The sequence below is a fragment of the Spirillospora sp. CA-142024 genome (genome assembly GCF_050942325.1).
Classification (GTDB): domain Bacteria; phylum Actinomycetota; class Actinomycetes; order Streptosporangiales; family Streptosporangiaceae; genus Spirillospora.
In genome coordinates this window covers 6766790-6787084 of record NZ_CP192077.1, presented here as the reverse complement: position 1 = coordinate 6787084, position 20295 = coordinate 6766790, and the positions used below count along the sequence as shown (strand labels likewise).

Annotated in this window: 17 protein-coding genes; 10 read left to right on the top strand and 7 right to left on the bottom strand. The window is 71.1% G+C overall.

Going from position 1 to position 20295, the window contains the following annotated elements:
- Positions 1-27 precede the first annotated feature (27 nt).
- Entirely contained in the window at positions 28-1029 is a 1002-nt protein-coding gene (locus ACQPZP_RS32115) for an AurF N-oxygenase family protein (protein WP_433473454.1), read from the bottom strand.
- 58 nt (positions 1030-1087) lie between these two features.
- Positions 1088-1762 (bottom strand): TetR/AcrR family transcriptional regulator, encoded by a 675-nt coding sequence (locus ACQPZP_RS32110; RefSeq protein ID WP_433473453.1) that lies wholly within the window; start codon positions 1760-1762, stop codon positions 1088-1090.
- Positions 1763-1970: 208 nt separating this feature from the next.
- On the opposite strand from ACQPZP_RS32110, the gene ACQPZP_RS32105 reads away from it, so the two are divergent.
- The 3 genes from ACQPZP_RS32105 to ACQPZP_RS32095 all read left to right on the top strand — a co-directional run bounded on the left by ACQPZP_RS32105 (position 1971) and on the right by ACQPZP_RS32095 (position 6829).
- On the top strand, positions 1971-2744 hold the full coding sequence (locus ACQPZP_RS32105) for an ABC transporter ATP-binding protein (RefSeq protein WP_433473452.1): 774 nt from the start codon (positions 1971-1973) through the stop codon (positions 2742-2744).
- Positions 2744-5254, top strand: a complete 2511-nt coding sequence (locus ACQPZP_RS32100; RefSeq protein ID WP_433473451.1) for an ABC transporter permease — start codon at positions 2744-2746, stop codon at positions 5252-5254. The genes ACQPZP_RS32105 and ACQPZP_RS32100 overlap by 1 nt, the downstream gene beginning before the upstream one ends.
- A gap of 363 nt (positions 5255-5617) precedes the next feature.
- On the top strand, positions 5618-6829 hold the full coding sequence (locus tag ACQPZP_RS32095) for a pyridoxal phosphate-dependent aminotransferase (protein WP_433473450.1): 1212 nt from the start codon (positions 5618-5620) through the stop codon (positions 6827-6829).
- Between the two features lie 50 nt (positions 6830-6879).
- Here ACQPZP_RS32095 and ACQPZP_RS32090 read toward each other — a convergent pair whose 3' ends face one another.
- Entirely contained in the window at positions 6880-8982 is a 2103-nt protein-coding gene (locus ACQPZP_RS32090) for an ATP-dependent DNA helicase (RefSeq protein ID WP_433473449.1), read from the bottom strand.
- Between the two features lie 163 nt (positions 8983-9145).
- On the opposite strand from ACQPZP_RS32090, the gene ACQPZP_RS32085 reads away from it, so the two are divergent.
- Positions 9146-10129, top strand: coding sequence for a DUF4192 domain-containing protein (locus ACQPZP_RS32085; RefSeq protein WP_433473448.1), 984 nt, complete (start codon positions 9146-9148; stop codon positions 10127-10129).
- Between the two features lie 6 nt (positions 10130-10135).
- Here the strand turns inward: ACQPZP_RS32085 and ACQPZP_RS32080 are convergent, their stop codons facing one another.
- Positions 10136-10507, bottom strand: a complete 372-nt coding sequence (locus tag ACQPZP_RS32080; protein ID WP_433473447.1) for a hypothetical protein — start codon at positions 10505-10507, stop codon at positions 10136-10138.
- A gap of 687 nt (positions 10508-11194) precedes the next feature.
- On the opposite strand from ACQPZP_RS32080, the gene ACQPZP_RS32075 reads away from it, so the two are divergent.
- The 5 genes from ACQPZP_RS32075 to ACQPZP_RS32055 all read left to right on the top strand — a co-directional run bounded on the left by ACQPZP_RS32075 (position 11195) and on the right by ACQPZP_RS32055 (position 17048).
- Positions 11195-11794, top strand: coding sequence for a polysaccharide deacetylase family protein (locus ACQPZP_RS32075; protein WP_433473446.1), 600 nt, complete (start codon positions 11195-11197; stop codon positions 11792-11794).
- A gap of 163 nt (positions 11795-11957) precedes the next feature.
- Positions 11958-13124 carry an RNA-guided endonuclease InsQ/TnpB family protein gene (locus tag ACQPZP_RS32070; RefSeq protein WP_433473445.1) on the top strand — a complete coding sequence of 389 codons (1167 nt, stop codon included), beginning with the start codon at positions 11958-11960 and terminating at the stop codon, positions 13122-13124.
- 411 nt (positions 13125-13535) lie between these two features.
- Positions 13536-14054, top strand: coding sequence for a DUF1707 and DUF4870 domain-containing protein (locus ACQPZP_RS32065; RefSeq protein ID WP_433473444.1), 519 nt, complete (start codon positions 13536-13538; stop codon positions 14052-14054).
- Positions 14055-14329: 275 nt separating this feature from the next.
- Positions 14330-15697: an FAD-binding oxidoreductase gene (locus tag ACQPZP_RS32060; RefSeq protein ID WP_433473443.1), complete on the top strand. Its 1368-nt coding sequence runs from the start codon at positions 14330-14332 to the stop codon at positions 15695-15697.
- An 85-nt stretch (positions 15698-15782) separates the two neighbouring features.
- A complete protein-coding gene (locus tag ACQPZP_RS32055) occupies positions 15783-17048 on the top strand; it encodes a class I SAM-dependent methyltransferase (RefSeq protein ID WP_433473442.1) in 1266 nt (421 codons plus the stop codon).
- A gap of 64 nt (positions 17049-17112) precedes the next feature.
- Here ACQPZP_RS32055 and ACQPZP_RS32050 read toward each other — a convergent pair whose 3' ends face one another.
- Positions 17113-17607, bottom strand: a complete 495-nt coding sequence (locus tag ACQPZP_RS32050) for a cupin domain-containing protein (RefSeq protein ID WP_433473441.1) — start codon at positions 17605-17607, stop codon at positions 17113-17115.
- A gap of 32 nt (positions 17608-17639) precedes the next feature.
- The gene (locus tag ACQPZP_RS32045; protein WP_433473440.1) at positions 17640-18011 is read right to left on the bottom strand and encodes a DUF4267 domain-containing protein; all 372 of its coding nucleotides are present in this window, start codon (positions 18009-18011) and stop codon (positions 17640-17642) included.
- 88 nt (positions 18012-18099) lie between these two features.
- Here ACQPZP_RS32045 and ACQPZP_RS32040 point away from each other — a divergent pair, with 88 nt between their 5' ends.
- Complete coding sequence (locus ACQPZP_RS32040) at positions 18100-18672, top strand: TetR/AcrR family transcriptional regulator (protein ID WP_433473439.1); 573 nt, start codon at positions 18100-18102, stop codon at positions 18670-18672.
- A gap of 54 nt (positions 18673-18726) precedes the next feature.
- On the opposite strand, the gene ACQPZP_RS32035 is transcribed toward ACQPZP_RS32040, so the two are convergent.
- Positions 18727-20217, bottom strand: a complete 1491-nt coding sequence (locus ACQPZP_RS32035) for a tetratricopeptide repeat protein (protein WP_433473438.1) — start codon at positions 20215-20217, stop codon at positions 18727-18729.
- Between the last annotated feature and the right edge of the window lie 78 nt (positions 20218-20295).

The window sequence follows — 20295 nt, the reverse complement described above, 5'->3', positions numbered from 1 at the left end:
CGGCCACAAACTCGCGCCCGCAGATGCTCAGGCGGCCTTGGCGGTCTCCACGGCGCGGCGCTGCTTCGGCTCGTCCCAGATGCCGAACGCCTTCCACACCCGCCTGTTCACCGGGCCGATCACGCCCAGTTCGGCCATCAGGTCGCGGATCTTGCCGACCGAGTTGGAGATCTCCGCCTGCGACGCCTCGCTCCGGTAGGCGGCGCGGACGACGTCCTTCGGGATGCCGAAGTGCCGCACCATCGGCCCGGGCGGGGACAGCATGATCCGCGCCATCACGCCCAGCACCACCGGGGTCGCGACGCCGAGGATCCGGCGGCGCAGCGGGTTCATGTTCGGCACCCGGTGCTTGAGGTAGTGGCGGGCGAACGAGATGTGCCGGGCCTCCTCCGCGATGTGGATCTTCATGATGGTCTCTTCGAGCGGATGCTTGATGTGGCCGCCCTTGAGGGACTTGCGCTGGACGTAGTCGATCGGGTCCTCGCCGCCGAGCACGAACACGAAGAACATCTCCGTGCTGATCAGCGGGATCCAGGGGGCGGCCTGCGCGACGAGGCTGAGCGAACGCGGCATGCCGCGGATCGGCATCTTCGTCCGGTTCACGAACTCCTGGAACATCATCCCGTGGTGACATTCCTCGGTCGTCTCGTGGTAGACGTACCGGAACTCCGGGCGGCCGTTCGGCAGCCGGTAGGCGTAGTTCAGCAGCCCGCGCTTCAGCAGGTTCTCGAACTGCAGCCCGATCTTCATCGCGGTCGCGACGCGCCACAGGCCGATCTGCGCCTGGGCCTCCGGCGGCTGCGCCTGGTACCAGGCCGTCTCGCCGAGCCGGTCGAACGGCGGCAGCACCCAGCGCGGGTCGTTCTTGTCGACGGTGAACTCGGGGTCGTCCCAGGGGATGTCGGCGTACGCCTCCCAGTGCTTGTCGACCGATGCCTTGTTCAGGCGGTCGATGACACCGAGGTACGACTTCTTGTCCTTGACCTGCTCGCGGACCTCGTCGGCGAGTTCTGTGGGGGCTTTCGGCATGTGATGCGCTCCCTCGGGATGGTGCGGCCGGCCGGAGGGCCGGCGGTGTGACTGGGGGCTATCGGTCGGTCTGCGGCCGGGCCTCCGGCAGGCCCTGCTCGGGGACGATCAGCCGCGCGACGTCCTTGATCTGCCGCAGCACCGCGGCCTGGTGGCCGTCGGCGTCGTCGTCCAGCGCGTTCTGTATGGAGAGCCCGACGAACATGGCGAACACGGCACGCAGCATCGTCGGGACGAAGTCGGGGGGAAGGGTGTTGTCGGGGAACAGCCGCTCGAACGTCTCCAGGATCACCTGGAGGACGCGCTCGTTGAGGTCGAGGCACAGGGGCCGCAGCTCGTCGTCGGTGCGGGCCGCCACCGCCAGCTCCATGAGGGCCTTGGCCGGACGGCCGCGGAACACCTCCCAGAGCAGGTCGAGCGCGCCCGACACGTTGCGCCGCTCCGGCGGCAGCACCGCGAACGCGGTCTCGTACGCCAGGCGTTGCGCCTCCAGCATGTGCTCCAGCGCGGCCGCGACGAGCTCCATCTTCGTCGGGTAGTGGTGCTGCTGGGCCCCGCGCGAGACGCCGGCGCGACGCGCCACCTCCGTGGTGGACGTCCCGGACCAGCCGAGGTCCACCAGGCACTCCATGGTGGCCTCCAGGAGGCCGGCCTGCGTACGCGACCTGCGCTCCTCCTGGGTCCGGCGGCGGGACGGGCCGTGCCGGTGACGTCGGCGGCTGCTTGCTGACACGTCTCAGACGGTACGAGCGCGACATACATGCAATCAAGCCTGCATGTATGTTGCCCGCATCACAATTGGACACCGAGTCTTATTCGATCTTCGGCCGAACGTACCGCAGGGGACGTAGCCCGGCCGCCGCCGATGCGCCGGCGGGAGCAGGTCCGGTGCCTCTTCTGGCCCGACGACGGACCCCATGACGCGGGACGACGATCCCGGCATGGGAAACGCAGCGGAAGCAAGACGATCGATCCACGAGGACACCGGCAGGGGCGGGGCGCGCACGGTCGGGCTCAGCAAGGTGTACGGGTCCGGTGACATGGCGGTGCGGGCGCTCGACGACGTCAGCGTGACGCTCCCGGACGGACGGTTCACCGCGATCATGGGTCCGTCCGGTGCCGGCAAGTCCACGCTGATGCACTGCGTGGCAGGGCTGGAGGACGCGACGTCCGGCAAGGTCTACGTCGGCGACCAGGAACTCGGGGCGCTGTCGGACCGCCGCCTGACCCGGCTCAGGCGCGAGCGCATCGGGTTCGTGTTCCAGGCGTTCAACCTGCTCCCCACGCTCACCGCGCGCGACAACATCCTGCTGCCGTTGACGCTGGCGGGGACGGGCCCGGACCAGCAGTGGCTGGACACCGTCGTCCGCGTCCTGAAGCTGGGGGACCGGCTGTCGCACCGCCCGTCCGAGATGTCGGGCGGGCAGCAGCAGAGGGTGGCGCTGGCGCGTGCGCTGGTCACCCGCCCGCAGATCGTGTTCGCGGACGAGCCCACCGGCAACCTCGACTCCCGTACCGGCGCTGAGGTTCTGGCGCTGCTCCGCAACGCCGTTGACGACCTCGGCCAGACCGTCGCGATGGTCACCCACGACCCGGTCGCCGCGGGGCACGCCGACGCGGTGGTGTTCCTCGCCGACGGCCGCGTCGTCGACGTCATGGACGCGCCCACACCCGACCGGGTGCTGGACCGGATGCGAGGACTGGGGGACCACTGATGACCGGGCTCGTGTTCAAGGAACTGTGGGGACGCAAACGGCGCCTGGTCGGCTCCCTGGTGGCGGTCTTCCTGGGTGTGACGTTCCTGATGGGGACGCTCGTCCTCGGCGACACTCTCGCCGCGAGCATCGACGGGTACTTCTCCACCGCGTACGGCAGGACGGACGTGACCGTCCGGAACGCGACCAAGGTGAGCGACGCCCCGTGGGGCGGCCGCGGCCAGATCGACGCGTCCGTCCTGGACAGGGTGCGCCGGGTGAACGGCGTCGCGAACGCCGAACCGACCATCGAGGGCTCGGGGCAACTGCTCGCCAAGGACGGCACGACGATCGCGTCACGCGGGCCGCGCACGGCCGGAAACTGGATGACCGACCCGGAGCTCAATCCGTACCACCTCGTGTCGGGACGGGGACCGCGCGCGCCGGACGAGGTCGTCATCAACAAGATGTTCGCCGACGAGGGCCACCTGAAGGTCGGCGACCGGACGGCCGTGCTCACGCCGGAGAAGGTCCCGGTGACCGTCGTCGGGATCAGCAAGTTCGGTGACGAGGACGCCTTCGGCGAGACGTCGTTCACGGCGTTCTCCCTGGAAGGCGCCCGCCAGTACGTCGCGAAGGGCACCGACCGCATCAGCGGCGTCGCCATCCGCGCGGCGGACGGCGTCGGCCAGGGTGAGCTGGCGTCCCGCGTGCAGGACGTCCTGCCCTCCGGCGTCCAGGCCATCTCGACCAAGGCGCAGGTCGAGGAGGGCATGAGCCTCGTCGAGAGCGGCTTCCTGCGGATCTTCCGGATCGTCCTCGCCGCGTTCGGCGGCGTGGCCCTGCTCGTCGCGGCGTTCAGCATCCACAACACGTTCGCGATCACGATGGCGCAGCGGACCCGCGAGTCGGCGCTGCTGCGCGCGCTCGGCGCCGGACGCCGGCAGGTCGTCACGATCGTCGGCTTCGAGGCGCTGATGGTCGGCGGCGCCGCCACCCTCGCCGGGCTCGCCGGAGGGCTCGGGTTCGCGGCGCTGCTCCGGCAGCTGTTCACGCAGTTCCGGATCGGGATCGCCATGGAGGGCGTCACCGTGGCCGCGAGCTCGGTCCTGATCGCGGTTCCGGTCGGGCTGCTGGTCACCCTGGTCGCGGCGCTCGGCCCGGCGCTGAAGGCGTCGCGGGTGCCGCCGCTGGCCGCGCTGCGGGAGGTCGCGGCGGAGGCGTCGCGTCCGTCCGAGAGCCGCGTCATCGTCGGCGCCGTCTTCGCGGCGGTCGCGATCGGGACCGTCGTGTTCGGCGCGGTCAAGGAGCAGATGGCGATGGCGACGGCGGGCGCGGTGGTGACCGTGGTCTCGATGGTCGTGCTCGGGCCCGTGGCCGCCCGTCCGGTCGCGGCGCTGCTCGGCGGTCCCGCGGCGCGGCTGCGCGGCGTCCCCGGGGCGCTCGCGCGCGACAACGCGACCCGCAGCCCGGCGCGCACGGCCGGCGCGGCGACCGCGCTGATGATCGGTGTCGGTGTGGTCACGCTGATGACGGTGTTCATCGGGTCGCTGCGCGCCTCCCTTGAGGACGGCGTGGCCGGCTCGTTCAAGGGCCCGATCGTCGTGGACGCGGGCGGCAACGAGACGGGCGGGTTCAGCACGTCCCTCGTCCAGGACGCGGCGAAACTGCCTCAGGTGAGCGATGTCGCTGGGCTCGGCACGGGCAGCATGCGGGTGGCGGACAAGCCGTCCACCGTCAGCGTGGCCGACCCGTCCAGCCTGCGGCGCGTCCTCGACCTGGACGTCACGCAGGGCAGCCTCAACGACGCGGGTACCTTCGCCGTCTCGAAGAAGGCCGCGGACGACAAGGGCTGGCGTGCGGGCACCACGGTAGGCGTGACGTTCGCGGACGGCACCTCACAGAAGCTGACGGTAGGGGCCGTCTACAAGAACACCGACATGACCGGCGACTACCTGGTTCCGCGCACCGTATGGAACGCGCACACAAGGCAGCCCCTGGACACGAAGGCGTTCGTCGACCTGAAGCCCGGCGCGTCGGTCGCGTCCGCCCGGCAGGCCCTAACGACGTTGGCCAAGCCCTACGGCGCACCGGACATCGAGTCGCGGGACGAGTTCGTGGCCGCGCAGACCGAGGACATGGCCGGTTTCATCACCGTCGTCTACGGGATGCTCATCCTGGCCATCGTCATCGCGCTGCTCGGCATCGCCAACACGCTGTCCCTGGCCGTCCACGAACGGACCCGCGAACTCGGCCTGCTCCGTGCAGTCGGCGCGACGCGTCCGCAGGTCCGGTCGATGGTGCGTTGGGAGTCGGTCATCGTGGCGGTGTTCGGCACCGGCGGCGGGCTCGGCCTGGGGGCGTTCCTGGGCTGGGGCCTGGGCGCCGCCCTCGGCAACCCGTTCGCGCCGCCGGCCGTCCAGCTGGCGGTCATCGCCGTGGTCGGCGCGGTGGCGGGCGCCCTCGCCGCGATCCGCCCCGCCCGGCGCGCGGCCCGCCTGGCGATCCTCTCGGCGATCTCCGCACCGTGACGCACGTCGCCGTTCCCCCCACGGCCGGCCGCGGGGGGAACGGCCGTCCGGTCCTGGCCGGCGGCGCCAGGGCCCAGGTCTGGCGCAGCCGGCTCGTCAAGCGTGCGTGCGGGCTCTCCGGAGTCGCCCGGGCCGTTCCGGATCCGTCTGCTATCGACCGCGGGGGAGCGGCCGTCCGGTCCTGGCCGGCGGCGTCAGGGCCGGGTTCGGCGGCGCCGGCCGGTCGGGCGTGCGTGCGGGGCTTTCCGGCGTCGTCCGGGACGGCCCGGATCCGTTCGGGCGCGGCCGGGATCGTCCGGGCCCGGCCAAGGGTGTGCGGGGTCGCCTCGCGTGTCGCCGGCGGGCCGCGGCTATGGTGAGTCCATGCAGGTCAACCAGTCGGGCAAGCTGACCAACGTCTGTTATGACATCCGGGGACCGGTCCTCAAGCGCGCCAAGCAGCTGGAGAACGAGGGGAACAACGTCCTCAAGCTGCACATCGGCAACCCCGCCCCGTTCGGGTTCGAGGCCCCGCCCGAGCTCCTCCAGGACATGATCCGCAACCTGCCGGAGGCGCACGGCTACAGCGACTCCAAGGGCATCCTGCCCGCCCGCCGAGCCGTCGTGCAGCGCTTCGAGGACAGCGGCGTCTCCGGCATCGACGTGGAGGACGTCTACCTCGGCAACGGCGTCTCCGAGCTCATCGTCATGACCCTGCAGGCGCTCCTGAACGACGGCGACGAGGTGCTGATCCCCGCGCCCGACTACCCGCTCTGGACGGCCTCGGTGTCGCTGTGCGGCGGCACGCCCGTCCACTACCTGTGCGACGAGGACGACGGGTGGCAGCCGAGCCTCGACGACATCGAGTCCAAGATCGGTGACCGGACCCGCGCCATCGTCATCATCAACCCGAACAACCCGACCGGCGCCGTGTACTCGCGCGAGGTGCTGACCGGCATCGTCGAGCTCGCCCGCCGCCGCAACCTCATCGTCTTCGCCGACGAGATCTACGACCGGATCCTGTACGACGACGCCGAGCACGTGCCGATCGCGTCCCTGGCCCCCGACCTGCTGTGCCTCACGTTCGGCGGCCTGTCCAAGAACTACCGGGTCGCCGGTTTCCGGTCCGGCTGGGTGGTGCTGTCCGGACCGAAGGAGCACGCCGAGTCCTACATCGAGGGGCTCGACATCCTCGCCAACATGCGGCTCTGCCCGAACGTCCCCGGCCAGCACGCCATCCAGGCCGCGCTCGGCGGTTACCAGAGCATCGAGGACCTCGTCCTGCCGACCGGGCGCCTCGGGGAGCAGCGCGACCGCGCCTGGAAACTGCTGAACGACCTGCCCGGCGTGAGCTGCGTCAAGCCCACCGGCGCCCTGTACGTCTTCCCGCGCCTGGACCCGGAGATGTACCCGATCGAGGACGACATGCGCTTCGCCCTCGACCTGCTGGAGCAGCAGAAGCTCCTGGTCGTGCAGGGCACCGGGTTCAACTGGCCGACCACGGACCATTTCCGCGTCGTCACGCTCCAGCACGCCGACGACCTGGAGGACGCCGTCGGCCGCATAGGCGAGTTCCTCGCCGGCTACCGTCGCTGAGCGCCGCGCCCGCGGTCCGGCGCGCGGCACGGTTCTGGGGCTGCACGGTTCTAGGGCTGCTCCGACGCGGCGGCGTCGAGGCGGCGGAGGGCGCCGCGGACGACGTCCGGGTCGGTGGTCGCCCAGAACGGCGGCAGCGAGTTCTTCAGGAAGCCGCCGTAGCGGGCCGTGGCGAGCCGCGGGTCGAGGACGGCGACGACGCCGCGGTCGTCCATCGAGCGGAGCAGCCGGCCCGCGCCCTGGGCGAGCAGCAGCGCGGCGTGCGTGGCCGCGACCGCCATGAATCCGTTGCCGCCGCGTGCCGCGACCGCCCGCGACCGCGCCGACGACACCGGGTCGTCCGGACGCGGGAACGGGATGCGGTCCATGATGACGAGCTGCAGCGACGCGCCCGGGACGTCCACGCCCTGCCAGAGCGACAGGGTGCCGAACAGGCAGGTCCGCTCGTCCTCGGCGAACTGCTTGACCAGCAGGGACGTGGAGTCCTCGCCCTGGCAGAGCAGCGGGTGGGACAGGTGGTCCTTCAGCTCGTCGGCCGCCTGGCGCGCCGCCCGCATCGAGGAGAACAGGCCGAGGGTGCGGCCGCCCGCCGCCTCGATCAGCTCGGTGATCTCGGTGAGGTAGGCGGCGGCGAGCCCGTCCCGTCCCGGTTGCGGCAGATGCCGGGCGACGTACAGGATGCCCGCCTTCGGGTGGTCGAACGGCGAGCCGACGTCCAGCCCCGACCACACGACCTCGGTTTCCTCGCCCTTCTCGGTGGCGGTCTGCGCGAGTCCCTCGGCGGCGGTCTTCGCGTCCCTCGGCCCGCTTTCGTTCAGCGGAGGCAGCCCCCACTGACGGGCGAGAGGCTCGAACGACCCGCCCAGCGTGAGCGTCGCCGACGTGAGGATCGCGGTGCGCTGCTCGAACAGGGTCGTCCGCAGCAGCCCGCCGACCCCGATCGGCGCCACATGCAACGACGGCGGCCGTTTCGGACGTCCTTCTTGGACGAACGGCTTCTCCAGCCACACCACGTCGAAGCGCTGGGCCATCTCGGGCTGGAACGCCTCCAGCGTCCGCACGGCCGTGTCATGCAGATCCTCTAGCGATGACCGCGCCGCCTTGCGCGCGGCCATGTCACCCGGGTCGGAATCCTTCTTCTCCGGCCCGAGCCCCGTGATGCAGGCATGGGCGGCGTCGCGTACAGAGGCGAGCGTGTTCCCAAGGGCAGACGACAGGACATCCATGCGGCCTGCGGGCATGTCCTCCAGGAGGAGGCCGAGCCCTTCCGCGGCTTCCTTCAGACGGTCGGCGACGTTCTCCTCGATGAGGCGTCCGCAGCGCCGCGCGGCCGTCTCCACTCCTGCCGCGCTCAGGTCCCCGGTGGCGACCGAGGTGACCCGGTCGACCAGTTCATGCGCCTCGTCCACGATGACGACATCGTGCTCGGGCAGGACCTGGAACTCCTCCAGGGCATCGATGGCCAGCAGCGCGTGGTTGGTGACCACGATGTGGGCCTCACCGGCCTCCGCCCGCGCCAGCTCGGCGAAGCACTCGGTGCCGTGCGGGCACCGAGTCGCGCCCAGGCACTCCTTGGCCGTGACGGCGACCTGCCGCCACGCCTGCTCGCCCACCCCCGGCACCAGCTCGTCGCGGTCGCCGGTCCGAGTCTCCTCGGCCCACTCGTTCAGCCGCTTGACCTGCCGTCCGAGCGTGGAGAGCTGCTGCGGGTCGAACAGGCTCGGCCCGCCTTCCTCCTCCTCCGGCACCCCGGTCTGGACCCGGTGCAGGCACAGGTAGTTGCGGCGGCCCTTGAGGATCGCGAACTTCAGCTCGGTCCCGAGCAGCGGCCCGAGGGATTCCGCCAGCCGCGGCAGGTCCCGGTCGACGAGCTGCCGCTGCAACGCGATCGTCGCCGTCGAGACGACGACCGTCGTCTGCTTCTCCACCGCATACCGGACCGCGGGCACCAGATACGCGAGCGACTTGCCGGTGCCCGTACCCGCCTGCGCCGCGACATGTTCCCCGGACTCGATCGCCTTCTCCACCGCCTGGGCCATCGTCACCTGTCCGGGGCGCTCGGCACCCCCGATGGACGTGACGGCCGCGGCGAGCAGGGTCGCCACGTCGGGAATCTTGGTCTCGCTGCCGGTCAGCAGATCAGGGGCGGGCACGTCGCCCAACGCTACCGTCCCGGCCCGGCACCCGCGTCCCGGAGCGGACGAGAGCGATGCGCGATACCGGGTGAACCGGCACAGACCGCGTGGCCGGCCGAGGGTTATCCACAGTCTTGGAATCGCCGGCCGTGCCTCCGCCGCCCCTGCGAGCCTCGACGCCATGACATCCCTGGTGATTCGCACCGCGCAGGACGCCATCGCGGCCGTCCCCTACCTGCTGGGCTTCCACCCGGCCCGCAGCCTCGTCGTGATCGGCTTCGAGGGCCGCTCCCGCGGCACATGCGCGATCCGGCTCGACTTACCGGCGGACGCCGCCGACCGGGTGGCCGCCCTCCTCGCCGGCAACGGTTTCGCCCGTTCGCTCCTCCTCGGCTACGGGCCACCGGACGAGGTGGCCGAGGCCGCCGCACCCATGCGCGCGGCGCTCACCGCGGCGGGCGTCCCCGCCGTCGAGGCGATCCGCGTCGGCGACGGACGCTGGTGGTCGCTGACCTGCGACGACGATTGCTGCCCACCCGAAGGCGTCCCGTACGACATCTCCGGCAGCGTCGTCGCCGCCCAGGCGACCTTCGCCGGTCATGTCGCCCTGGCCGACCGCGCTGAACTGGTCCGCTCGGTCCAGCCCCTCGACGGCCCCGGCCAGGCCACGATGCACCAGGCCACCGAACGGGCCCGCAAGCGCTACCTGTCCCGACCACGCGCCGCACACGAGGAGGACCTCGCCTTCGTCCTGGCCCTGCTCGCCCACGCCCGCACCGGCATCCGCCCTACCGACGACGAGGCCGCCTGGCTCGGCCTCCTCCTCACCGACCTGCGGATCCGCGACGAGACCTGGATCCGCATCGACGAGGACGCCCCGGCCGCCGACATCGCCTTCTGGCGCGACATCGTGCGGCGCGTCGAAGAACCCTGCGTCCCCGCCCCGGCGTCCCTCCTGGCCTTCGCGGCCTACTCCGCCGGCGACGGCGGCCTCGCCAACGTCGCCCTGGAACGCGCCCTCGCCGCCGACCCCGCCTACTCCATGGCCGTCATCCTCCGGGAGGTGATCGAAGCAGGCATCCCGCCCCGGAAACTCCGCATGCGCATGAGCTCGGACCAGCTGGCGGCCGCCTACGACGACCAGGCCCACCGCGAGGCGGGCTAGCCCGGGTCAGGGGGCCACGGCCTGGCCGGGGGTTCCGGGGTCGATGCGGCGGTCGCGGTTGCGCTCGTTCCAGGCGCGCATGCGCGGCGGGTAGCCGACGATCTGGACGTCGTAGACGGGGAGGCCGAGGTCGCGGGCCACCTTGCCGATGACCTTCGGCGAGCCGACACGGCGGCGGGTCCATTCGCCGTCGTGGGCGACGGCGACGGCCGTGGTGTCGGTGGCGAACGTCTCCGGCTCGACGAAGAACTCGACGCCGTTGCGGGCGCGGGCGAACGCGATCAGCGCCTCGATGTCGGAGTCCGTCGCCTCCCGGTCGAGCTTCGTCACGGTGGACCCGCGATGCCTGCGGATCCCGAACCGGTCCCGGAATCTCATCGCCCACCCCGTCGTCTGGTCCCCGCCCGGAACGCTCCCGGTGCCGGGTTAGCGGTGTACGACGATAACGAGACCGGAGGTGTCCGGGTTCCCGACACCAGCGGCGGCATCCCCGGCGGGCGGGGACCCGAGCCATAGACTTGCGCCTTCGGGGGATCGTCAGCGGGGGTGTTGATGGGCGGGCCGGAACTCGTCCGGCGGGGGGCGGCCGCCGTGCTCGCGGCCTCGGTGTTCGCGGGCCTCAGCACGCTCGCCCCGGCCCCAGGCCGGCCCGGCCTCGCCACCGCGCAGAACAAGACCCGGGCGGCAGGACCCAACCCGAACACCGAGCCCCAGCCCGGGGCGCAGCCTTGTGGCCCGGCGCAGCCCGGCGGTCCGGGACAGCCCGGCGGTCCGGGACAGCCCGGCGGTCCGGGACAGCCCGGCGGTCCGGGACAGCCCGGCGGTCCGGGACAGCCCGGCGGTCCGGGACAGCCCGGCGATCCGAGTCAGCCCGGCGATCCGAGTCAGCCCGGTGGTCCGGGACAGCCTGGTGGTTCGACGCAGCCTGCTGGTCCGGTGCAGCCTTGTGGTCCGGGGCAGAGCACGGGTTCGGCGCAGCCTGCGCGTCCGGGGGAGCCCAATGGGGCGGGGCGGCCGGAGGGGGCGCCTCGGCCGGGGGCTCCGGACTGTGCGCGGGTCAGGTGCGTGGCGCTGACGTTCGATGACGGGCCCGCGGCGAGCACCGGGGAGCTGCTGGACATTCTCGCGGCCCGCGGGGTGCGGGCCACGTTCTTCATCATCGGGGAGAACGCGGCGAAACATCCGGAACTCGTCCGGCGCGAGCACGAGGCCGGGCACGAGGTCGCCGACCACAGCTACACGCATGCCGACCTCGGCAGGGCGTCCAAGAAGAAGATCCTCTCGGAGCTGACGCGGACGCAGGACGCGATCCGGCGGGCGTCGGGCGTCACGCCCGTCATGCTCCGCCCGCCGTACGGGTCGACGTCCGGGCGGCTGACGAAGATCACGCGGGAGATGGGCATGGCGCAGGTGCTGTGGACGGTCGACCCCCTCGACTGGGAGCACCACGACACCGGGTACGTCGAGAAGCGGGTGCTGGAGTCGGTGAAGCCCGGCTCCATCGTCCTGATGCACGACATCCACCCGACCAGCGTGCGGGCGGTCCCGAAGATCATCGATCGGCTGGCCGCCGAGGGCTATGTGTTCGTGACGGTGCCGGACCTGTTCGGCGGGCGGCTGACCCCAGGGGAGGAGTACCTGCAGCGGAATTCAGCGGTCTTCTAGCGAGGAACCCCGGCCGTTCCGGGCCCGTGGGAAGGTGCTTCCGTCGTGCGCGGCACGTCAGCGCCGCATGGTCCCGTCGTTTCTGCTGGTCGATGTTCTCCTTGATGATGTCCAGCTGGTGTCACAGGGTGTTGCAATGGTCACTCAAGGTAAATTGGTGGCTATGAAACTGGTGGTGCAGATCAAGCTCCTGCCGACGCCTGAGCAGGCGGCGGCGCTGGAGGCGACGCTGCGCGCCGTGAACGAGGCGGCCGCTCGGGTGTCGGCCGTCGCGTTCGAGCACTTCGGGCTGCGCGCGTCCGAACGGGAGTTGCGCAAGCTGTGTTACGGCGAGTTGAGGGCCCAGGGGTTTGGGGCGCAGGCTGCCCAGCACATCATCAAACGTGTGGTGGACGCCTACACAGCCCTGCGTGGCGGCATCCGCAGCGGCCGTCTGGGCGGACCCCAGTCCAAGCGGCGTTGTAAGGCCGAGTCCAAGCCGATCGGTTTCCGGCCGGACGCCGCGCACATCTATGACGATCGCTGTCTCAGCTGGCAGATCGACGCCCGGACGGTGTCGATCTGGACCATCAAGGGCCGTGTCAAGAGGGTGCGGTTCACCGGGTCGGCCAATCAGCTCAAGCAACTGGCCGAGTACCGCAAGGGCGAGTCGGATCTGGTGTTCCGTGATGGCATGTGGTTCCTGGTCGCCACCCTGGAAGTGCCTGACCCCGAGCCGTTCGAGCCCGCCGACTGGATCGGGGTGGACCGGGGCGTGGTGAACCTGGCCACCACCAGCGATGGGGACAACCATCAGGGTCGCCGCCTGGACCGCTACCGTCGTCGACAGGCCCGCAAACGCGCCGAACTCCAGGCGAAGAAGTCTCGTTCAGCCAGGCAACTGCTCAAGAAGCGGGCGCGCCGGGAGGCCCGGCACGCCACCCACGTAAACCACAGGACTGCCAAGAGGGTCGTTGCTGTCGCCGCACGCACCGGCCGCGGAATCGCGCTGGAAGATCTGAGCGGGATCCGCGGCCGGGTCACGGTTCCCCGCGACCAGCGAGCACGACTTTCCGGGTGGCCGTTCCACCAATTGGGCGAGTTCATCGCCTACAAGGCCCGCCGTATGGGCGTGCCGGTGCTGCAGGTGGACGCCCACTACACGTCCCAGACCTGCCCCATCCCCTGGTGCGGGCATGTCGCTCGGGCCAACCGGCCCGACCGGGACACCTTCCGCTGTCGCCGGTGCGGGTTCGCTGGCCCCGCCGACGTCGTCGCCGGGATCAACGTGCGCAACCGCGCACGCTCGGCGTGGGTATTTGTCAACATGCCCGATCCCGCCCCCACATAGAGGCGCGGGTTGATGTGACCCCGGCACGGCAGCCAGCCGCGAACGGGGAGCATAAGCAGAGCCCATTGGGCGGGGCCAAGAAGCCCGGTCCCTCAGGGCCGAGTAGTTGACGGGCGCCTCAGGGTCATCCCACCGCCCCCTCCACCCGCAGGCGCGGCGAGTGGGTCAGGTCCCGTACGCCTGGCGCCCGCTGGTCTCCTGCTCGCTGAGACAGGCTGGGCGCGTCCCGCACGGGCAGCCCGCACACAGGGTGGGACACGCACCATGTGCCTGGGGAGGCCGGGGGCCCTGGCCCGGCGCGCCTACGCCGTCAGGAGGATGGGCCCCTGAGGCACCCCGACATCCGTCCCGGGGGTAGCCCAGGGTCTTCCCTGATGGTCCAGGGGGCGGGGGCCGCCGAGCATGGAGGGTATGGACAGCAGTTACGCGGTGGGGGATCTGCGGGTCTCGGACGCCGAGCGGGAACCGGTCATCCAGCGGCTTCAGGACGCGTACGCCGAGGGCCGGCTCGACGAGGACGAGTTCGACATGCGCGTGCAACTGGCGATGACGGCCAGGACGCGGAACGACCTCGGGGCGGTCACCAGGGACCTGGTGCCCGTGCCCCGGCAGCCGGCCGCCCTGGAAGGGGAGGCCCCGACGGGCGAGGACCGGATGCTCGCGGCGGCCGCGCACGCCGTCGCCGTCCCCACGCTGTTCGTCGGCCCGCTCGTGCTGATGCTGGTGAGCGGCAAGCGGTCGCAGTACGTCCGGAGGCAGGCGGCCGAGGCCGTGAACTTCCAGGTGACGCTGCTGCTGCTCACGATCGTCACGTTCGGGGTCGGCGGGGTCGTGTACGCGGTGGCGTGGGTGCTGTCGGCGATCGCGGCGGTCTTCGCGCTGACCGGCCAGACGTTCCGCTACCCGTGGATCCTGCGCCTGGTGAAGTGACACGTCCGCGGGTCGGGGCCGGTCGGCGGCCACGATCCGGGCGCCTGGAAGCACCCGCGACGACGACGTGAGCGCCTCGCGGGTTTGTCGGCGTACTCCTTCGGGGAAAGGTTGACGTGGCCGCTCTGTACGCGGCCCCGTGACCTCCAGGAGATGAAACGACGCCGATGTGTACGCCCGTGGCTTTATTCCCCTCTCTACCTGTGACTCCCCTAACGTCCGAGTTATGTGGACCATGCATGGGATGATCGATTAACTATGCGAGGGAGGGGTAGATGACGGAGCTTGCGGTCAAGGGCGACCACCAGCGGGCGGTAGAGGCGCTCAGAAAATCCTATGAGGCCATCCCGGCGGGCACGCCGGTGCGGCTGGCGAAGCGGACCTCCAACCTGTTCCGGTGGCGCGACCCCTCGGAGGCGCCCGGGCTCGACGTGTCCGGGTTCGACAAGGTGCTGAGCGTCGACCCGGAAGAGCGGACCGCGCAGGTCCAGGGCATGACGACCTACGAGGACCTGGTCGCCGCGACGCTCCCGCACGGCCTCATGCCGACGGTCGTCCCGCAGCTGAAGACGATCACGCTGGGCGGTGCGGTGACGGGGCTCGGCATCGAGTCGACGTCGTTCCGCGACGGGCTGCCGCACGAGGGCGTCCTGGAGATGGAGATCCTCACCGGGGACGGCCAGATCGTCACGGCGACGCGCGACAACGAGCACAAGGACCTCTTCTACGGCTTCCCGAACTCCTACGGGACGCTCGGCTACAGCCTCCGGCTGAAGACGGAGCTGAGGCCCGTCAGGCCGTACGTGCGGCTGCGGCATCTGCGGTTCACCGACGCCGCGGAACTGGCCCGGGTGATGGGGGAGATCACCGACTCCGGGACGTTCGAGGACGAGCCCGTCGACTTCATGGACGGGACGGTCTTCAGCGCGAACGAGCAGTACATCACGCTCGGGTTCTTCGCCGACTCGGCGCCCTACACGTCCGACTACACCGGCCAGAAGATCTACTACCGGTCGATCCGGCAGCGGTCGGTGGACTTCCTGACGATCCGCGACTACATCTGGCGCTGGGACACCGACTGGTTCTGGTGCTCGGGCGCGTTCGGCGTGCAGAACCCGGCCGTCCGGCGGCTGTGGCCCGACAAGTACAAGCGCTCCGACGTGTACCGCAAGCTCGTCGCCTACGACCGCCGGTACCACATCGTCGCGCGCGCGGAGCGGTGGCGGGGGCTGCGCCCGCGCGAGGACGTCATCCAGGACATCGAGGTGCCGATCGAGCGGCTGCCGGAGTTCCTGGAGTTCTTCCACGGCAAGGTCGGCATGAGCCCCATCTGGCTGTGCCCGCTGCGTGCGAAGGAGCGGTGGCCGCTGTACCCGCTGGACGTGGGCCGCGCGTACGTGAACGCGGGCTTCTGGGGAACCGTCCGGATCCCGCCGGGGCAGATCCCCGAACACCACAACCGGCTCATCGAGCGTAAGGTCGCGGCGCTCGACGGCCACAAGTCGCTTTACTCCACCGCCTTCTACGGCCGGGACGAGTTCTGGCGGTACTACGACGGGGAGACCTACCGGCGGCTCAAGGGGCGGTACGACCCCGGCGAGCGGCTGCTGGATCTCTACGAGAAGTGCGTGCGCGGACGCTGACCAGGCGCCCGTCGTATCGGGGGAGCCCCGCGGGGGCGGCGGCCGACCACCGCCGGCCCGGGGCGAAGTAGACAGGAGGAAGAAGATGACGCTGGCCAGGGTCTTCCAGCAGCTCGCCGGGGCTGAGGCGCCAGTGGAGTTCACGGCGTACGACGGCTCGCGGGCGGGGGTGCCCGGCGCCGCCATCAGGTTCGACGTGCGGTCGCCGTATGCGGTGTCGTACCTGCTGCATTCGCCGGGGGCGCTGGGCCTCGCCCGCGCCTACGTCACCGGCATGATCGACGTCAACGGCGACATGATCACGGCGCTGACGACGATGCAGCAGGTGCTCGGCGACGTGACGGCGCGCGACAAGGCGCGGATCGCCGGCGCGGTACTGGGCGACCCGCTGCTGCGTGCCGCGATCAGCCGCAGGCTGGACCCGCCGCCGCAGGAGGCTCCGTTCAGCCGCATCCCGTCGTGGCTGCGGCACTCCAAGAGGCGGGACGCGCGGGCCATCTCGCACCACTACGACGTGTCCAACACCTTCTACGAGTGGGTGCTCGGCCCGTCCATGGCCTACACCTGCGCCTGCTACCCGCGTGCGGACGCGACGCTGGAGGAGGCGCAGTTCAACAAGCACGACCTGGTGGCCAGGAAGATCGCGCTGAAGCCGGGGATGCGGCTGCTGGACGTCGGCTGCGGCTGGGGCGGCATGGTGATGCACGCCGCGAAGGAGTACGGCGTCAAGGCGCTCGGTGTCACGCTGTCCAAGCAGCAGGCGGAGTGGGCGCAGAAGGCCATCGCCGACCGGGGCCTGTCGGACCTCGCGGAGGTCAGGCACATGGACTACCGCGACGTGACCGAGACCGGCTTCGACGCCATCAGCTCCATCGGCCTGACCGAGCACATCGGCAAGGCGAATCTGCCGTCCTACTTCTCCTTCCTCTACGGGAAGCTGAGGAAGGGCGGGCGGATGCTGAACCACACCATCACCCGTCCGGACAACACGACGCCGTCCCGCAAGGAGAACGGGTTCATCAACCGGTACGTGTTCCCGGACGGTGAGCTGGAGGGGCCCGGCTACGTCCAGATGCAGATGAACGACGCGGGCTTCGAGATCCGGCACCAGGAGAACCTGCGCGAGCACTACGCGCGCACGCTCACCGGCTGGTGCGTGAACCTCGACGAGCACTGGGACGAGGCCGTCGCCGAGGTCGGCGAGGGCACCGCCCGCGTGTGGCGCGTCTACATGGCCGGCTGCGTGCTCGGCTTCAACCAGAACTGGATCCAGCTGCACCAGACGCTCGGCGTGAAGCTGGCGGACGACGGCACGAGCCACATGCCGCTGCGTCCCGACTGGGGATCGTGAGGGCGCACCCGTTCCTGCCGACGCGAGGAGCCGGCCGGATGCTCCGGCCGGCTCCTCGCCGTTTTCAGGCGCGCGCGTCGTCCCAGGCCGCGCTGCTGAGGAAATACGTGTCGTAGACCTCCTGGACGTCCAGGAGGCTTTCGGGCGGCACCTTCCCGTAGGCGATGCGCTCCAGGTGCCGGAAGTACTCGAACCGCTCGACGCCCGGGGTGATGACGATGAGGATGTCGGCGTCCTCGCCGGGGGCGGCGGCGAAGGCGTGCGGCAGGCCGGGCGGGACGACGACCAGGTCGCCGCGCTGGGCGGTCACGACCTGCTCGCCCGACAGCAGCTGGGCGGTGCCGTCCAGCATGTAGAACAGTTCGGCGGAGCCGTCGTGGCGGTGCGGTCTGGCACCGTCCGCGCCGCCGGCCAGCGTGACCCGCTGGGTGGACAGCGCGCCACCGGTCGAGCTGCTGTCGGCCAGCAGCCGGATGGTGGTGGGGGACCGGCCGATCACCTCGGCCTCGGCGGAGCGGACGATCACGGACTCGTCGAAGTCCGGTGCGATCAGCGACATCTGGATGACTCCTTTTGTCCGGGACGGGCCGGTCAGACGGCGAAGAGCAGGGCCGCGCTGACGAGCACGGCGGCGGCGGTGGCGAAGTGGATGCCGAACGCGACGGCCTTGGTGCCGCCGTGGCGCAGCACGATGAGGGTGTCACCGAGCGGCGCCAGCGCCACGACCAGCATGTACCAGCCCGCGGCGTGGGCGTCGGCGAAGGCGATCAACGCGAGGCCGAGGATGCCGAACGTCAGGTCGCGCACGCCCTTGACCTCCAGGTAGGCGGCGTCGCCGTCCTGCTCGGTGGGAACGCCGTAACCGGCGGCCGCCGGGCGGGGCGACACGAGGAACCGCGCGCCGATGAAGGCGACGAACAGGGCGAGCACGACGGCCAGGCCATACGCGAGGGGGGTGAGCATCAGGACCTCCAGGTGCTAGCAGTGCTAGGAACGAGATCGACGCTAGCATAGCGCGAGCAGTTTCGCTAGCAGTGCTAGAATCGCTGCCATGTCGATCCAGAGGCGCCGGGAGCGCGAGCGTGCCGACCGGGAGAAGCTGATCATCACGGCGGCCCGGGAACTGGCCGAGAACGAGGGCTGGGACGCGGTGACGACGCGCCGGCTCGCCGCGGAGATCGAGTACAGCCAGCCCGTCCTGTACAGCCACTTCAAGGGCAAGGACGCCATCATGGCGGCCGTCGCGGTCGAGGGGTTCGCCGAGCTCGCCGCCGAGCTGCGGAAGGCGCGCACCGCGTCCACCGACCCAGGCCGGACACTCGCGGACGTCGCCATGGCGTACGCGGAGTTCGCCGAACGCAGGCCCGCCCTCTACGACGTGATGTTCAGCAAGGCCGTCCCCTTGCCGTTCGCCAGTCCCGAGGCACCGGCCGCCCTCCAGGATGGCTTCGGCGAACTACGCGAGGCCGTCCGGCCGTTCGCAGGGGACGACGACCTGGGGGCGCTCACGGAGACGTTCTGGAGCGGCCTGCACGGCCTGCTCACGCTGATGCGCGACGGCCGCCTGCGCCGCGAGCAGCACGACCTCCGGCTGGCCGTCCTGCTCAGCCGGTTCTCCGCCTGATCCGTGCCTGTCCGTCCGGCCGCCCCGCGGAACGGCGGGGCGGCCGGACGCGGGTCACTCGGTCGCGGTGCGGCCCGAGGAGATGGCCTTGATGCGGCCCTCGGCGGTGAAGGCGACCGTCACCTGGCCGCCCTGCGGGAAGAGGCCGTCGACGACCTCCGCGGACTCCCTGATCCGGCAGCCGTGGTGGGCCAGGAAGCCGCGGACGACGCGGCGCTGCTCGGCGGGGAAGATCTCGGCGGCGGTCATCAGCAGGCGGCTGGCCGCGAGGTGGTCGAACTCGGCGACGGGGAGGGCCGGGTCGTCGAGGTGGAAGTAGAAGGAGCCCTTCCCGTCGTTGACGCGGCAGCTCCGCACCCCGTTGCCGCCGAGCAGCCCGGCGGCCGCGATGGCCATGGTGGCCGCGGCCTGCGCCGGGTCGGGAAAGCCGGACAGGTCGAGGCCGCCCGTCACCAGCTCCGGGATGGCGTGGCGCTCACCGTGCTCGCGGATGGCGCGCAGCGGGGCGATGGCGGGCAGGCCGGAGGCGTAGTGGGGGTTGTCCCATGCCCAGAGCCAGGTCTGGCTCACATGGGAGAAGCTGCCCAGGAAGGTCATGCCGTGGAAGGTGCGCCCGCCCGAGTCGAGGGTGCGCCCGTCGACGTCGAAGGAGATGTAGCCGTCCCCGAGCGCGTCGTTGAGGACGTCCTGCTGCTGGATCGCGGCGGCCGAGCCCGCACTGGCGAACGCCTCGAACTCCGGGCTGTAGCCGCTGAGCCCGGTGCTGAACTCGGACCAGAACCTCGCGCTGCGCTCGTCCCCCCGGCGGCGGTAGATCCCGCTGAGGTTGTGGGCGGCCTTGTCCTGGCCGGTCTCCTGTGCCGACCTGCGGAACCAGACGATGGCGGCGTCCTCGTCCCCAGACTCCCCGTAGTGGAGGCCGAGGCAGAAGGCGGCCTTGGGATGCCCGAGGTCGGCGGCGCGCCGCCACGCCTCGATCTTCCCGGCGGGGTCGCCCTGGTCCTGGCGCACGAACCCGAGGTTGAACGCGGCGCCTCCGTTGCCGCGCTCGGCCGCGCGGGTGTACCAGGTCGCCGCCGCTTCGAGGTCGCCCTTTCCCTCGTCGTCGTACAGGCGGCCGAGGTTGAAGGCCGCCTCGTCCGATCCCAGGTCCCACGCCCGGCGGTAGAGGCGCATGGCCTCGTCCACGTTCCCGTCGTGCTCGGTGAGGACGGCGAGATTCAGGGTGCCGCCGGTGTGGCCGCCCTCCGCGGCCTTCCGGTACCACTGTCCGGCCTCGTCGCGGTCGCCCGCCCGCTCCGCGGCGTAGCCGACCTCGAAGGCGCTCTGGGGGAGTCCCGCGTCGGCGGCCCGCCGCCACCACCCGACCGCCTGGCGTTCGTCCCCGCGGTCGGCCGCCATCATGCCCAGTTCGTGGGCGCCTTCCGGATGCCCGGCTTCGTACGCCTGCCGGAGCAGGTCCGCGGCCTCGTCCAGACGGCCGGCGTCCCGCGCTTCCAGACCGCGCCGGTGTAGATCGATCGACTCGGCCGGGTACTCACTCATGCGCGCGCCTCCACTCAGAAGATCTCGGACTACGGATCGACGCCGCCCGTCCACCCTCGGTTCCGCCCTCATGGGTGG